General features: G+C 62.4%; 16 protein-coding genes. 8 read left to right on the plus strand and 8 right to left on the minus strand.

Annotated features, from left to right (window positions below):
• The first annotated feature begins 202 nt into the window (after positions 1-202).
• From C483_RS12265 to C483_RS12275, 3 genes are all read left to right on the plus strand, one after another.
• A complete protein-coding gene (locus tag C483_RS12265; protein WP_006653673.1) occupies positions 203-478 on the plus strand; it encodes a PadR family transcriptional regulator in 276 nt (91 codons plus the stop codon).
• A gap of 629 nt (positions 479-1,107) precedes the next feature.
• A complete protein-coding gene (locus C483_RS12270) occupies positions 1,108-1,821 on the plus strand; it encodes a potassium channel family protein (protein WP_006653674.1) in 714 nt (237 codons plus the stop codon).
• Positions 1,821-2,051, plus strand: coding sequence for an Lrp/AsnC family transcriptional regulator (locus C483_RS12275; protein WP_006653675.1), 231 nt, complete (start codon positions 1,821-1,823; stop codon positions 2,049-2,051). Before C483_RS12270 ends, C483_RS12275 begins: the two co-directional genes overlap by 1 nt.
• Before the next feature lie 91 nt (positions 2,052-2,142).
• On the opposite strand, the gene C483_RS12280 is transcribed toward C483_RS12275, so the two are convergent.
• Complete coding sequence (locus C483_RS12280; RefSeq protein ID WP_006653676.1) at positions 2,143-2,733, minus strand: DUF5813 family protein; 591 nt, start codon at positions 2,731-2,733, stop codon at positions 2,143-2,145.
• Positions 2,734-3,029: 296 nt separating this feature from the next.
• Between C483_RS12280 and C483_RS12285 the strand changes: the two genes are divergently transcribed.
• Positions 3,030-3,218, plus strand: coding sequence for a hypothetical protein (locus C483_RS12285; protein WP_006653677.1), 189 nt, complete (start codon positions 3,030-3,032; stop codon positions 3,216-3,218).
• Between the two features lie 133 nt (positions 3,219-3,351).
• Here the strand turns inward: C483_RS12285 and C483_RS12290 are convergent, their stop codons facing one another.
• The 3 genes from C483_RS12290 to C483_RS12300 all read right to left on the minus strand — a co-directional run bounded on the left by C483_RS12290 (position 3,352) and on the right by C483_RS12300 (position 6,367).
• On the minus strand, positions 3,352-3,744 hold the full coding sequence (locus tag C483_RS12290) for a DUF7522 family protein (protein ID WP_006653678.1): 393 nt from the start codon (positions 3,742-3,744) through the stop codon (positions 3,352-3,354).
• Positions 3,745-3,808: 64 nt separating this feature from the next.
• Positions 3,809-4,987: a hypothetical protein gene (locus C483_RS12295; protein WP_006653679.1), complete on the minus strand. Its 1,179-nt coding sequence runs from the start codon at positions 4,985-4,987 to the stop codon at positions 3,809-3,811.
• Between the two features lie 93 nt (positions 4,988-5,080).
• A complete protein-coding gene (locus C483_RS12300; protein ID WP_006653680.1) occupies positions 5,081-6,367 on the minus strand; it encodes an O-acetylhomoserine aminocarboxypropyltransferase/cysteine synthase family protein in 1,287 nt (428 codons plus the stop codon).
• A gap of 213 nt (positions 6,368-6,580) precedes the next feature.
• Here C483_RS12300 and C483_RS12305 point away from each other — a divergent pair, with 213 nt between their 5' ends.
• Entirely contained in the window at positions 6,581-7,285 is a 705-nt protein-coding gene (locus C483_RS12305; RefSeq protein ID WP_049912675.1) for an amphi-Trp domain-containing protein, read from the plus strand.
• A gap of 36 nt (positions 7,286-7,321) precedes the next feature.
• Here the strand turns inward: C483_RS12305 and gpmI are convergent, their stop codons facing one another.
• Positions 7,322-8,845 carry a 2,3-bisphosphoglycerate-independent phosphoglycerate mutase gene (gene gpmI, locus C483_RS12310; RefSeq protein WP_006653682.1) on the minus strand — a complete coding sequence of 508 codons (1,524 nt, stop codon included), beginning with the start codon at positions 8,843-8,845 and terminating at the stop codon, positions 7,322-7,324.
• 116 nt (positions 8,846-8,961) lie between these two features.
• Positions 8,962-9,207 (minus strand): hypothetical protein, encoded by a 246-nt coding sequence (locus C483_RS12315; RefSeq protein WP_006653683.1) that lies wholly within the window; start codon positions 9,205-9,207, stop codon positions 8,962-8,964.
• A 190-nt stretch (positions 9,208-9,397) separates the two neighbouring features.
• Between C483_RS12315 and C483_RS12320 the strand changes: the two genes are divergently transcribed.
• Both C483_RS12320 and C483_RS12325 read left to right on the plus strand, forming a co-directional pair.
• On the plus strand, positions 9,398-10,672 hold the full coding sequence (locus C483_RS12320; protein WP_049912637.1) for a DNA double-strand break repair nuclease NurA: 1,275 nt from the start codon (positions 9,398-9,400) through the stop codon (positions 10,670-10,672).
• 54 nt (positions 10,673-10,726) lie between these two features.
• Positions 10,727-11,272 (plus strand): hypothetical protein, encoded by a 546-nt coding sequence (locus tag C483_RS12325; protein ID WP_241431513.1) that lies wholly within the window; start codon positions 10,727-10,729, stop codon positions 11,270-11,272.
• 101 nt (positions 11,273-11,373) lie between these two features.
• Here C483_RS12325 and C483_RS12330 read toward each other — a convergent pair whose 3' ends face one another.
• The gene (locus C483_RS12330) at positions 11,374-12,021 is read right to left on the minus strand and encodes a hypothetical protein (RefSeq protein ID WP_152419879.1); all 648 of its coding nucleotides are present in this window, start codon (positions 12,019-12,021) and stop codon (positions 11,374-11,376) included.
• Positions 12,018-12,869, minus strand: a complete 852-nt coding sequence (locus tag C483_RS12335) for an NAD-dependent epimerase/dehydratase family protein (protein ID WP_049912640.1) — start codon at positions 12,867-12,869, stop codon at positions 12,018-12,020. The genes C483_RS12330 and C483_RS12335 overlap by 4 nt, the downstream gene beginning before the upstream one ends.
• 186 nt (positions 12,870-13,055) lie before the next feature.
• Here C483_RS12335 and C483_RS12340 point away from each other — a divergent pair, with 186 nt between their 5' ends.
• Positions 13,056-15,329: a bifunctional metallophosphatase/5'-nucleotidase gene (locus tag C483_RS12340; RefSeq protein ID WP_049912642.1), complete on the plus strand. Its 2,274-nt coding sequence runs from the start codon at positions 13,056-13,058 to the stop codon at positions 15,327-15,329.
• Positions 15,330-15,418 lie beyond the last annotated feature (89 nt).

Here is a 15,418-nt window from a genome sequence, read left to right on the forward strand (position 1 = left end):
CTGCCGTCGAGACCGACTGTCTGTCGCCATCTCAGCATACTGTCCGAACATCATCGGTCTCTTGGCTTCCCAGATCGATTCTGTATTCCGACTCGAGTAGTGGCCGAAAACGCGCGTTAGATTGCTTGAAACTCCGATCTATTGCCTGATACGCCGTAGATAACAAATAGCCGCTGTCGTGGTGTGAGCGTATGGGTGAAACATGGACGATCTGACCGGGTTCCAGCGGGACCTCCTGTATGTCATTGCAGGAGCGGACCAGCCGTCCGGCCAGGACGTAAAGGATGAGATCGAGACCTATTACAGCGCCGAGATCAATCACGGACGGCTGTATCCAAACCTCGACACGCTCGTGAACAAGGAACTCGTCGAGAAGGGAGAGCTCGACCGACGAACGAACTACTACGCGATCAGCGACGAGGGTCGACAGGTAATCGATGATCGGCGGGAGTGGGAACGCCAGTACGTCGATACCTGACCGCCGAGTGCATTCAGATCACTCCGTTCTCCGCTACAGCCCGTCGCCGCTATCGATGGGCCGTAGCGATTGGTGAATTCCACCGGTACGAGCGATTTGCGCCCAAAATGTGGCAGTATGTTGCCGTCGTACAACGCCAGTGCGGCTGGGTCGATAGCGCCCTGTCCGGCGTTCCGTACTCATCAATGCAGTCGCTTTGGTCAGGTGTGGTCCGGGAGGAAGTCCGCTGCCCCCTGTCGAACGGGCCTCATTGAGGCGCTCGCAACCCTGGATATCCCGTTTCCGTTGTTGCTAGCGGTGTGACGGAGTCGGCCGATACTGGAACCACCGTGGTCGGTCGGAGTGTCTGTGAGTAGCAGGGACAAAATAGGGTAGTTGCCCGAACCGGTGGCTCTCGACCCGATAGTCGGCGACAGGAGCCGCATAACGTCCGGGTGGCCGGTAGGTGGTGGCGGTGGTAAATTGTTGCCGACCCGGACAGTTGTCTGTTCCGGGTGTGGGGTCATTAAACCAACTGTCTTGTGTTCGCTGTTTGTTCTTCACGATAGATGATGGGTATCGTTTCGATGATCTGTGTGGTGTGATACTGTGGGGCAACCTTATTGACGGGTGCGACCGTATCCACTGTCATGCGGTTCGTGATTATTGGCGCTGGCCGAGTCGGCCTTCGGACGGCGCGCGTCCTGCGCGAGGAAGACCACGACGTGACGATCATCGAGCGCGACGAGGCGATGATCCGGCGCGCTCGCACACAGTCGTTCACCGTTATCGACGGCGACGGCTCCCGCGAAGCGGTTCTCGAGGAAGCCGGCGTCGCGGACGCCGACGCACTCGGTGCGCTGACCGGTGATCTGAACGTCAACTTCACCGCCTGCATGATCGCCAAACACCACGGCTGTCGGACGGTCATGCGGATCGACGAAGCCTATCGCGAGGGTATCTACCGCAAGTACGCGGAAGAAGTCGACGAGGTGATCTATCCCGAACGACTCGGCGCGATCGGCGCGAAGAACGCCCTCCTGGGTGGCACAATCCGCGCAATCGCGGACATCGCCCAACATCTCCAGATCGTCGAACTGACGATCACTGACGAGGCTCCCGTCAACGGCTACAGCATCAGCGAACTGCAACTGCCCGGCGACGCAACCGTCCTCGCGTTCGGCAAGGAAGAACAGCCACTCGAGATCCCCTCCGAGGACGAGTCGCTCGCGGTCGGCGACCGACTCGTGGTGCTCGCCGACTTCGACGTGTTGAGCGAGGTCAGGCAACTACTGGTCGGTGAGAGTTCGAGCGAGGCCGCGACGGCAATCGACGCGGATACGACGACTGGAGGACTCAACTAATGGTCACAGCATTCGTCATGATCAAAGCGAACACCGGCGAGGCGGATCGACTGCGAACTGATATTACGGGAATCGACGGCGTCGAGTCGGCACATATCGTCGCCGGTGACGTCGACCTCATCGCCAAGGCGAGCGTCGAGACGCCCGCTGCGGTCAAGGAGATTGCAGCGACACAGATTCAGGGAATCGAGGGCGTCGAGGATACGCAGACGTATATCGCGATGGACTAATCGACACACTCGAATACGTCGGGAGTCGGGAAGCACCAGCCTACCGGTGTCTGCTCGCCATCTTCTCGCTGCACCGTCAGTCCTCCGCCGCTCACAGCGGAGCGTTGCCGTTCCCCTGGCCGTGGTCGTCTCGTCCCTGCGCTGGTCCGGACGTCCCATCGGCCGCCTGCTGGCCGCGACTCTGTGCACTCTCTAGCAGCGTCGCCGCCGGCCCCGCATACTCGTAGCCGGGAATAATCCCCTGGGCGTACGTCCCTTCGACGTACTCGATCAGCGCCTTCGCATCCGCGACCCCGTTGGCCGCATCCCACGCGGTGAACTCGAGTTCAACCGTCACCGTCTCGTCGTGGCGCTCAACCTGTGGCTCCTCGTGGGTATCCGTCTGTGCGACGGTGAAGGCGTCCGCGAGTCGCCGCTCGAGCGTTTCGAACCAGCCGTCTTCGACGACGGGGGCGACGGGTTCGTCTGCCACGGCGGCGTCGAGGGTTGGGACTGTGACCTCGACGGAGAGTTGTCCATCACGTGGCTCAGGGGCGTCGGTTGCACTTACGCGCGCGTCGAACACGGTAGTCGTCAGTTCGTACTGTTCGGGGTCCTCGTTGGCCTCAGTGGCCGAGTCGGCTGGGTCGAACGCATCGTGGGCCGCGAGTTCGCGGTCGATCGCGTCAGGAAGGGACGTCATGTTCGTACAGCAAGCAAGGGTCGTCGGCGAAAAGGGTGTTGCGTTCGTGGGACAACAGACTGCTGTCGGCCGGGGCTGGTGTCCCCGTCTGATCGCAGCGGATTCGTTCACTGGCTGTCGTACTCGAGTCCGACTGTCTGGAGAACGGAGTGGTTACTCACCCCGAGAGTCGCCCGTAGGGAACTGTTACAGGCCACAACCGCACGCAGGCGTGGCACCGTTTCATGATCGTAGTCGTCCCTTTCCCGTGGAAACGACGTGCATTACTACAACCGATCCCGACGTGTTTCGTTGGCATGGATCTCGATAGACACGCTGCTGAACGTCGTCGCTTTGCGCGTCTCCTCGGAACTGATGGCGATCTCGGCTCTGGCCTCCCGATCGGTGCCGTTTCGGACCAGCAACCGTCACCGGCCCGCGATGACGACGCGTCATCCAGGTCGCGCGCGCCAGATGACGCTGCCAGCGACTCGGATTCCAGCTAAGACGACCAGCCGCTTTTTGCGTTCGTTTTCCCCTCGAGATCGGACACTCGTGAGGCGTGGCTGTGCGACTGAATCGTGTTCGTCCGGTCTGCGGCCGCCTGTGATCTGACGCTCGTCTGCTCTTTCGCGCCTGTCACACCGAGTCGTCGACGTCGCTGAGAACCGTATCGAGTGCCGTCGCGACCTCCTCGAAATCCTTCAGCGTGAGGCCGTCGGTCGTAATAATGACGCCCTCGCTCTCGGTGGTAACCCGGAGGAGAAAGCCGTTGTCGAAGACGCGGATGGTGTAGTTATACTGGCCGAGTTCGGACCGCTCGTAGGCGGTCTGGACGGTTTTGAAGCCGCGCCACTCGTGGCCGATGAACGTCGAAAGGTCGGCGTCGCGCTCGAGATCCTCGCGGAGATAGAGCTGTTCGTAGTCGTCGCGGGTGAAGTACGTGACCGATCGGAGGCTGTCGCCGATCGCGGTTCGACAGGTCGTGATAATCCGTTCTGCAGCCGCGGACGTGAGGAGCCCCGTGGTCATACTACCCGATACCTCAACCCCGGATACCTTAACAGCGGTGGACACGGAAGACGTGAAAGCGGAGTCACCGGTAGGGCCAGGAGAACAGCGTGCCGTCCCAGGCGCTGTTCGTGACGAGGTTTCGAACGCCCAATTGATCGAGGTGTGACCAGATACGCTTTTGTAACTCGGTGGGGGCGTACAGGTCCCAGTGAGGCGACAACCAGAGTGCCGCGGTTGCGTCTCTCGTTCGATCGTCGCCGCGGTCATCTCGCGTATCAGCTTCGAGCCACGTAGCGATGATCTCGAGGACAGTTGCAGCCTGGTCAGGATCGATCCCGAGATCGAACGATCCAGTGATTGGCCCTTCCTGGGTGGCAATAGCCCGTTCGACCGCCTCGTCGGTTCTCTCTGATCCGTTAGCGGTAAGATACGGGTTCAAGACGTGACCGGCCAGCGCCTTGAGCGCGTGCCCACGCAACACAGTCGGTTCGGTCGAGTCTTCGATTGCCTCGAAGAGAAATGCCCGATCGGCCTGATCGAACGGCTCTTGAACGACGTTTCGGGCCAGCCCAGTCGAGGGGTTCTTGATGACGTTGTAAGTGTGCCGTTCCCAGCACTCTTGTGCCGCGCGCAGACGCACACCTTTGTCCCCTGTGCGGACGAGAAGAGCGACATCCGGCCGGCGAATGACTGTATCGATATTGGAGCGAGTCCCGCCCCTGAACCCGTGTTCCCGGTAGATGTCGGCGACGACATCCGTCGCGTGGTGTTCCGGTGAGCCGTAGTACTCCTCACGGAGCGACAGCGTCCAGCCGTCCCGTTCGTACAACCGTCCGACTGTCTCGTCTTCGGGGTCGAACTCGAGAGCGAGCAGTCGGTCGACACCATCTGGAGGCACATCGAGCACCGGCCTGGGATCGAACACCATCTGATCGGGCTCGGAAGCCACCTTCCGATCGACTTTCACGACGAGGTTTCCACACGCCGACGAGATGATTACCTGTCCGAGACGCGTCCGGAGTTCGTTTCGGAGCGTGAACGTATCCACATTCTCACTATCCGGTTCGTCTGATTTTGCGTCCTTGCCACTCACAGTACCCGGTGACCGCTGTCCATCCTCCGTGGCCAGATCTCCGAGCCAACCCGGCTTCGAACCTGGTCCGCTGGAAGCTGCCAGACCGTACGATATGGCATCTGCAGGCACCGAGTCAGTACCGTCTTCGCGCGGCAGTTCGACCGTTACCGTCGTCCACCGCTCCATCCTGTTTGTCGAACCCATTTTCTTCGCACTTCATTGTACATATTTCTCAACGAATATAACAGTGTCCGCCTCTGACGACCTTCAAGTCGGTAGCTAGACCGACTCGATCGCTTGATCCAGATCCGCGATGATATCGTCGACGTCCTCGATCCCGACCGAAATACGCACGAGGTCGTCGGTCGTCCCGCTCGCCAGTTTCTCCTCCTCGGTCAACTGCTGATGGGTCGTACTCGCCGGATGGATGATCAGCGACTTCGCGTCGCCGACGTTCGCCAGCAGGCTGAACAGTTCGACCTCGTTGCAAACCGTCTCCGCGGCGTCGTAGCCCCCTTCGAGGCCGAAGGTGATCATGCCGCCGTAGCCACCCTCGAGATACTCGCTCGCCTCTTCGTGAGTTTCGTGGCTCTCGAGTCCGGGATAGTTCACCCAGGAGACGTCGGCGTGGCCCTCGAGGTACTCCGCAACAGCCATCGCGTTCTCGGAGTGTTTCTCCATTCGCAGCGGAAGGGACTCGAGTTTCTGGAGCGTGACCCAGGCGTCGAACGGCGACTGCTGGTTACCCAGGTCGCGCAATCCGCGGGTGCGAGCGGCGATCGCGAAGGCCTGCGCACCGAACGTCTCGGCGAAGTTGATGCCGTGGTAGGCCGGATTTGGTTCGGCCAGTTCGGGGTAGTCGCCTTCCTCCCAGGGGAACGAGCCGCCGTCGACGAGGATGCCGCCGACCGTCGAGCCCGCGCCGTGGAGCCACTTCGTCGTCGAGTTCCAGACGAGGTCTGCGCCGTGCTCGAGTGGCCGGCACAGGTAGGGCGTCGCGAAGGTGTTGTCGACGAACAGCGGGACGTTGTGCTCGTGCGCGATATCGGCAATCCGCTCGATGTCCGGCGTGACGAGCGCGGGGTTACCGATCGTTTCGAGGTGGACGAACGCGGTGTCGTCGTCGATCGCTTCCGCGTAGGCGTCGTAGTCGAGCGTGTCGACGAACTTCGTCTCGATACCGCGCTTTGCGACGGTGTGGGTGAGGTAGGTGTACGTGCCGCCGTACAGCGACGAGGCGGAGACGATGTTGTCGCCGACCTCCGCGAGGATGAACGTCGCGAGGTCGAACGCAGCCATTCCAGAGGAGGTGGCGAGCGCGCCGACGCCGCCCTCGAGTTCGGCGATGCGCTCCTCTAGCATCGCGTTCGTCGGGTTCATGATCCGCGAGTAGATGTTGCCGAACTCCTCCAGCCCGAACAGCGCCGCGGCGTGGTCCGTGTCCTCGAACTCGTAGGAGGTCGTCTGATACAGCGGTGGCGCACGCGCGCCTGTCGTCGGGTCTGACTCCTGGCCGGCGTGGATACTGCTCGTCGCGAACTGCCGCTCGTTGGTGTCGTCTCCCATAGTAGCACCTCACAGCGAGCAGACGTAAAGCTGGGAGTAGCTGCAATATCGGTCGACATGGATGACACTCGACGTTCGACAGTCGGCACCCAACACTCGACAGTCGACACCTGATCGGAAACCCACACGCAGTACTCGAGTCCCCTTTCGTCACCGTCGAGACTACCAGCGCGGCGCACAGTTTCAAGTGCGCGGTCGCGAATGAACTGGCCGATGACCGACGATGGGCTGACTGACGGGGGCGGCCGAGCCGACGGCGACACTGACGATAGCGGTGACGGTAGCCGTGATCGTGACGACGAGAGTACCACCAACTCGTCGGCACCGCGATCTACTATCAGCGACGAACTCGAGGTACCCAACTGTCCGCCGAATCCCGACGAGACAGCTCACGTCCTTCCCGACGAGAAACTCGCCTATCCCGAGTTCGCGTTCGACAACGGCGAGATGGCTGCGGACGGGAGTTTCGATCTCGAGCAGTCACTCGACCGCGACGAACTGGGGGACTGGCTCGCGGACCTCGCTGCCGGCCTCGAAAGCCACGATGTCGCGGTCTCGACGACCGATGAAATCGCCATCTTCGGCGTCGGAAGCGGCGACGCTGCGATTTCGTTCGAACCCGACGACACCGACACTGGTGCCCACACGGGCACGCTCGAGGTAACGTTCTCGCTGAACGCGAAACTGATGACGTTCTCGGACGACCCCGACGAACGCCGCGCGGGCGCTCGCGCTGGTGAGGGGTTCATCCCGCTCGAGATGCTCACGTCCGATGCAGCGCCGTCGTCGTTTCGATGTTACAACTGGATCGACGACCCACTCGGTGACTCGACCGCGGCGTCGACTACCGACTCGAGTAGCGACTCAGTCAGTAATCCGACTGCCGACCCGACTACCGACTCGGGTAACGATACCTGATGCGCTCGAACCGGCCGCAAAAACTCACCTCAGCAGCTACTCGAGTAGCGACTCGCCGGTCATCTCCGGCGGCTGGTCGATCCCAATCAACCCGAGCATCGTCGGGGCAATATCGGCCAGGGTACCGCCCTCGCGGACGGTCCGACCGCCGTCCGTCCCGTCGCTCGCGAGGTAGACCAGTGGCACTTCGTTGTACGTGTGGGCCGTGTGTGGCTCGGCTTCGGTCCCCATATCGTCGGCGTTACCGTGGTCCGCCGTGATGAGTACGTCAGCACCGGCGGACTCGAGTGCGTCCGTGAGCCGACCCAGTTGCTCGTCGACGGCTTCGACGGCTTCGATGGCGGCCTCGTAGTCACCGGTGTGGCCGACCATGTCGGGGTTGGCGTAGTTGAGAACGAGTACGTCCGGATCGTCACTTTCCACGATCGAGATTGCGGTGTCCGTCACCTCGGGCGCGCTCATCTCCGGCTGTAAGTCATAGGTCGGCACGTCCGGGCTCTCGACAATTTCGCGGATCTCGCCGTCGAACTCGACCTCGCGGCCGCCGTTCAGGAAGTAGGTGACGTGGGCGTACTTTTCGGATTCCGCGATTCGGAGCTGCGTTTTGCCCGCGTCTGCGAGCACCTCGCCGAGCACGTTTTCGGGCTGGTTCGGCGGGTAGGCAATCGGGAGGTCGAACGTCTTGTCGTACTGGGTCAGCATGACGACCTCGGTGTCCGGCGGGCTGGTTTCGAGTTCGTCCGCCCAGTCTTCGGGGCGGATATCTGCGAGCATGCGGGTGAGCTGGCGCGCGCGGTCCGAGCGGAAGTTGAACCAGACAACCGAATCACCGTCTGCCAGTGCTGGCTGGTCAGCAACGAGGGTCGGCTCGACGAACTCATCCGTTTCACCGCGGTCGTAGGACTCCTCGACTGCCGCCACCGCGGAGTCGGCTTCATACTCTGCCCGCCGGTCGACGATTGCGTCGTACGCCCGCTTCGTTCGCTCCCAGTTCTGGTCGCGATCCATCGCGTAGTACCGTCCCGAGACCGTCGCGACGTGACCCGTGCCGTGTTCAGCGACGACGGACTCGAGTTCCTGCAGATACTCGCGGCCACCGGTCGGTGAGGTGTCTCGGCCGTCCGTAATCGCGTGCGTGATGGCCTCGACCTCGCGGTCCGCGGCGAGTTCGATGAGGGCGTGGAGATGTTCCTGGTCCGCGTGGACGCCGCCGTCGCTGACGAGGCCGAGAAAGTGGACGCGGCCACCATTCTTGCGTGCGTTCTCGAAGGCGGTGTTGATCGCGTCGTTCTCCCGGAAGGTGCCGTCCGCGATGGAGTCTGCGATTCGGGTGTACTCCTGGTAGACGACGCGACCGGCCCCGATGTTCAGGTGGCCGACTTCGCTGTTTCCCATCTGTCCGTCCGGCAGGCCGACGCGGCGGCCGGCGACCTCGAGTTCCCCGGTCGCGCCAGCCGCTGCGAGCCGATCGAAAGTCGGCGTCTCGGCGGCGGCGACGGCGTCTCGTCCGTCGTCGGTGCCGAGTCCCCAGCCGTCGAGTACGATCAACGCGGCGTCCATGTGTACGTATTGGCGATATTCGGCCTGGGGTAACTAGCTGTCGCTGTTGGCGATCGAGGCAATCTGAAATAGGCGGGAGCGTCAAAAAGTGACGATATTCAAATAGGATGTCGTCGCTACTTAGCGTCGTGGTCGAACGTCGCCCCACAGTCGCCGCAGATGGTGCTCTTTCCGGGTTTACACCGCTGGGCGAACACCGCGCCGCAGTCGTCGCAGATCATGTAGAGTCGGTGCGCCGGGTCGACGCCGGCTTCGAACTTGAGTCGGATCCAGGCATCCGGATTCTCGTCCTCGTAGAGTGTTACGCTGGCGTTCGACTGCCGCCAGTTGACCGCGTGTTCCTCGCGCTCGCCTGTCTCCATACCTCGGTGTGACATCGGGACAGTGACACCCATGCGACCACCTCATATAATTTTTCTGATGGTAATTTACCCGCGCTCGAGTTAACAGGATTCGTATATGTCAGTACAATCGATGGGCGAACAGCAACTCCGCTCGCGATCGGCGACCATGACCACTGGCTTTTTGCGCTCACGGCGGGAGCCAACGGGCATGACACTCGATCCGGTCCACTTCGACGGCATCGCGCAACTCGCCAGACGGATCGACCACGGCGCAGACGAACGCGACCGCCGCGAGTTCGCCGAAACCGTCTGGGAGTCGTTTCTCGACCCCCTCCGTCACGACGGACGGACGGTACTCGAGCCGGTCGACGAACAGGTCCGCCGGCTGGTCGACTGCGAGAACGTCGCCCTGCAGGACCGCCAGTTCCCGACCGTCCACGGCCTCGACGCGGGGACGATCAACCCGACGACGTTCAAGAACGGCCTCGTCATCGACATCGCGCAGGCGGCGATGAGCACGACGCCGAGTGACCTCGACCTCCATCGCTCGCGGACGACGGTGATGACGGTCCACTCGAACGACGAGACGATGACCGTCGACGAGGAGTGGGGCAAGTTCGACGAGGGCTACAGCCACAGTCGCGCCGTGAAGATCCCGCCGCTACCCCGCTTCGCTGAGGGCGTCGTCCACGCACTCGCACTCTACCTCGCCGAGAGCAAGCACGCGCTCGCCTACGCCGAGGATGTGTCGGACCTGCTCGTCCTCGACGGACCACTCTATCCGCGGGGCCTGCTCCGCTGGGCCGACCAGCACCCCGACCTCGCGGACTTCCTGCTCGAGGACCCGCGGCCGACGACGGTACTCGAGAACTACGTCCGACTCGTCGAGTCGTTCGTCGACCGCGGCGTCCCCCTGATTGGCTTCGTCAAGAACCCCGCGACGCGGGTTATCACGCGCACGCTGAAGCGCAATCGGGACGTGGACGTCAGCGTTCCCTGGGCCGACGACAGCGCGCTGTTCACCCGTCTCCTCGAGCGCGGCGAGTTCGTCGACGACGTCGAGGGCACCCGCTGGGTGCGGGACACAGATGCACTCACGTACACGAACTGGTTCCGCTCGCGCGGCGGGGTCGACCGGCCGCTGTCGATCGAAGGCGACGCACTCGGCGTCGAGCGCCACCTCGACCGCGAGCAGTACGAGGTCACCTTCTTCGTCGTCTACGACCCGCGCGAGGACCTCATGTTCCGCGTCGAGGCTCCCTACGCGTTCACTCGCGATCCGGAGACCCGCGAGCGCCTCACGCTGCAGGTTTTGCAGGACGTGGCGGTTTCCCACGGCCCGCCGACCATCGTCGAGAAGGCCGACGAACTCGCCCGGATCAGCGCCACGGAGAAGCGTTCGCTTCGAGAGACACTCGAGTCCCAGTTCGAGACGTCACAGCGCCGGACGTACGACGACCATCGGTGGGAGGGGGATTTTTAACACAGGGAATACTCAAACAACAAGACTTTATGGGTAATTCGGATAACATCTGGTATGCCCTCCCGTCGCGCTGTCCTCCGTTGTAGCCTTGGAACCGTCCTCGCAAGCACGGTTGCTGGTTGTTCGGCCGTGAACGAGACGAGTGAACCCGAGAGCAAGTCGTATATCGAACTGGCTGACTACCCGGTGTTAGTCGACTCATTGACGGACGAGCGTCGGCCGATTGATGCCTACGTATTTCTGAACGACGAACTGGTTGCTGACGAACGCGAACGTGACCACGAGGTGTTTCGCTGGGGCGACCTCACCGAGGTCGCCACAGCGCGACTGCAAGAGAGTATCGATAGCGGAGAGGATCTACTGGTAGTTCAAACGCGAGTATCGTTTGATCCGGACGCGACGACTGGGCTACCTATCGTTGTCGAGTTCGAGGACGATCACACTGCAGTCCGGCCCCGGTACGACGAAGCCGGTCGCTCGGAGTGGCAGGGGCCGGAGAGTTGGGAGACAGAGACTGGCTCTGTCATGATTCGTAGCTATGAGTCGATTCCCGAGGACGCGGCCGAGCGAGTACGGGTATCGTTCGATATTCGCCAGTAGTGTCGTTCTGTGTCGCCGTCTCTGCCATTGCTATCGTCTCTGACCCCAGTCGCAACGACTACTATAGTGTGATTTGATACACAGTGAGATCCGACCGTCCGTCACGCTTCGTCGAAGCTCTTCAGCAGGTCCGAGACGGTCTCTTTGTATTTCGGGACGATGTGTCGCCGGTAGACGATCAGAAGCGAGACGGTCGCGACCGTTCCCGCTCCCAGACCAAGGAGCGTCTGGTCGACGAGAACGCCACCACTCGCGATCAGGACGCCCGTGACGGTCGCGTAGACGATGACGAGAACGTCCGGAATATCGACACCCTTGTCGATACGAAAGTCCGTGATATCGTCGGTGCGTCTGCGACTGGCCGAGAGTTCGAAGTCGTGCTTCGCGATGAGTTCGGTCGTCAGGAAGAAATCGAGAAACGGAACCCGAAGCAGGTAGACGATGAAGAACCCGAGTATAGACATGACGACACCGAAGAACGCGGCGCCGAGTTTTGCTTCGAGCGGGATACTCGAGCCGAGCACCGTGAACACGGCAGTAATGATGAGCGCCCAGATTCGCGTGTACGCCCACATCTCCTCTTCGACGTGTCGAACGTGGTTCCAGTACTGGTCATAGACGATTTCGGCCGGTCGGCGCTGCTCGTAGGCGACGTTTCCTCGTTGGCCCGCACCGAACGTGGCCGTCGTCCCCTCGCGGTCGCTCTTCGACCGGGCGGGCTCCGACGGCGCTGATTCGTCCGATTTCATGTTGGTGGCCCCGTCCATTCGTCGGCGCTATCGAGCGGTTCGTAGCCGATTGCGTCTCGAGCGTGCTCGATATCGAACCATCGCCGTGAGTTGTCACTCACACCGTAGAACGTGTCGTACCCCGGCTCAGTCGAGCGCAGACAGCAGTCAACCAGTTGTGCGAGATCACGGCGCGAGTGCCACATCGCGTTCTGTCGAGCGACGCGGCGGCGGTAGGCCTCGCTGTCGCGTTCCCACTGCCCCTCGTCGACACCTCGTTCCGCGGGGCCGTAGGGGTGGTCGTACGCCGGCGGATGCACGCTACAGATCCGAAGCGCGTGAAGGTAGTCGATCGGCCCCTCGCGTTCGACGTAATACCGCCCCAACCCCTCGCCGAAAACCTTCGAACAGCCGTAATCCGAATCCGGCCGCACCGGATCGGTGTGATCGAGTCGGAAATCGACGTCGTCACCGTACAACTCCGGCTCGTACTCGCGTTCGTACATCCCCATCACGTGGTTCGTCGACGCGAAAATTACCCGCTCGACGCCCGCCTCGTGGGCCGCCCGATACACGTTGTGCGTGCCAATAATGTTGCTCTCGAGTACGTCCGCCCACGGATCGTCGACGCGAGGCGCCGCCGCGAGATGCACGACGGCGTCCTGTCCGTCGAACGCTGGTCGGATCGACTCGTAGTCCGCGACGTCGGCGACGACGACATCGCTCTCGGCATCGATTTCTGCGTCCATCTCGAGTGCAGGATCGGGTTTCGCGTCCAGATCGAGATAGGTGAACGTATGCTCGGAGCCGATGTGTTCGATGACGGCGGTTCCGACGCGTCCGAAGGCCCCCGTGAGTAACACCCGCATCGTCTCCGTGCTACACAGAGGGAACATATCAAGCTACTTGCCGATGTCTCGGACGGGTGCGTGTGGATGAGCACACTGTCTGTCCCGTTCGTTGGTGACTCCGTTCGCAACGACTACCGTACTATAGTTTGACACACATAGTGCAAATTGTAAACGTATTTGTGTCTGTTATCACCGTTTGTTGGCATGGCTCGGGATTCCGGGATGCGGGAGAACGACAGTACACAGGACGACCACGCTGGCAGCACAGCCAGTCGCCGACGGTTCCTCGGGACCACTGCCGGCATTTCCGCCGGTGCGTTGTTGCCGGCGGCCGCGACCGGCGCGGCCGAGACTGGTGCCGACGTCGGAACTGCGGCGGACGCCGACGACACCGTTACGCTCGTCCACGACACGCACTTCCACGGGCGCTTCTTCGACGCCGAGGAGGACGACCTGAACCTCGCACGGTACTACACCGTGGTCGAGGACGTGCTGGCGGACCACGAGAACTCGCTGTTCGTCGGCAACGGCGACGACCTCGCGCCGTCCATGCTCGGACTCGAGTACGAGGGCGAGCACATGATCGAGGCGATGAACGAGATGGACATCGACGTCGTCGGCGTCGGTAACCACGAGTACGACTTCGGGGCCGAGGTCGCAACCGAGCGCTTCGAGGAGAGTGAGTTCCCGTGGGTCGTCGCCAACTTGCTCGACGAGAACGGCGACGCCGTTCCCGGCACCGAGCGCTGGAAGACGTTCGAGGCGGGCGATCTGACGGTTGGTATCTTCGGCCTCGTCTCGCGGAACTTCCACTCGCTGACGGACTACCCACAGGAGTGGCAGGTGCTCGACTACGTCGAGGGCTCCCAGGAGGCGGTCGACGCGCTCCGCGAGGAGGGCGCAGACGTGGTCGTGCTCGCCTCACACGTCTCGACCGGGATCCACTACACGCTCGCCGAGGCCGTCGAGGGGCTGGACGCTATCGTCGGCTCGCACTCCGGCGTCGTCTTCGACGAACCCGAACTCGTCGGCGACACGGTGATCTCCGAGTTCGGCGACGAGTTCGACCACGTCGGCGCGATCACGCTCGACGCTGACGGTACTCTGGTGGACTGGGAGCGGACCGACCTCCTGTTGCCCGAGTGGGAGCCCGAACCGGCCGTCGAGGAGTACGACGAAATCTCCGTCCGCTACACCGACGAGGTCGAGGAAGACGAGACAATCGCCGACATCGCCGAGTCGTGGTCGGCCGAACTCGAGGCCGAACTCGGCCAGACGGCCTTCGAGAGCGAGGTCGAACTCGACGCGACGTTCGACAACTACGCTGTTGAGACCAACTGGGGGAACCTGATGACCGACACGATGCGCTCGGTCGGCGAGATCGGCGATATCGAGGTCGACATCGCCGCCCAGAACGCGGGCGGAATTCGTGGTGACTCGACCCACGGTCCCGGCGAGATTCCCGGCACCGCCGTGATGGATATCCTTCCGTTCCCGAACGAAATCGAGGTCGTCGAAGTCACCGGCGAGCAGGTCCGTGACTACCTCGAATCTGAAGTCCGTTCGCACCCGGCCGACCAGTTCGGTGCCCAGCCCGCGATTCAGGTTTCGGGCGTCTCCTACGAGTGGTCCGGTCACGCTGACGAGGTCTGGGTCGACAACGTCTTCGTCGGCGGCGAACCGATTGACGAGGACGCGACCTACTACCTCGCGCACAACGACTACTCGATCGGCAACTCGGACATCCTCTCTGCGGGCGAGATCGTACTCGAGTCCGGTCAGTTCCAGGGGCCGTATATTCTGGACCAACTCGAGGAGAAAGACACCGTCGCGCCGGAACGCGAGAACCGGATGCTTCGAGTGGACGAGGAAGTGGATGAGGCGACCGTCGCTCACGACGGTGGGACGGTGACGCTGACGATCGACGTGCCGCCGGGTGCTGCTGAGATCGCCGAGGAGTCGTTCCGTGCGGTCATCCGAACGGGTGATGACCTTCCGGCGACGGATGCGAGTTCCGATGGCGAGACGGTCGACGTGACGTTCGACGCGGACGAACTGACGGCTCTCGCAGAACAGGTCGACGACCCGGTGGTTCGCCTGTTCGGCGAGTACGAACCGGACCAGGACGCCTGGGACTACGAGTTCGAGGTGCCGACGTCCGACGGTTACGACCGGTTCAAGCTCAAGGCGGACGTGAGCGCGGACGCGGTGCTCGGCGAGGAGTCTGACGGTGACGGTGCAGCGGATGAGGGAGCGGATGCAGATGAGGATGAGGATGCGGACGCAGGCGAAGACGACGGCGATGCGGATGCGAACGCGGATGATGACGAAACCGACGGCGGAGACGACGGGCTCCCCGGCTTCGGTCCGCTCGCTGCACTCGGTGGCGGCGCCGCGGGGACGTACCTCTACGCACGCCACCACTCCGGCGACGACACGGGGTCGGGGCGAGTGGGTGACGACGGTCCGGACGCGTAATCGACCGGCGTGAGTCACCACTGCTGACCGTTCACGAACGGTTCAGCCGGTTCACTGCGCTTCTCGCAGTGGCCCAATCACCACTTACC

Origin of the sequence: Natrialba hulunbeirensis JCM 10989 (assembly GCF_000337575.1) — an archaeon.
Lineage (GTDB): Archaea > Halobacteriota > Halobacteria > Halobacteriales > Natrialbaceae > Natrialba > Natrialba hulunbeirensis.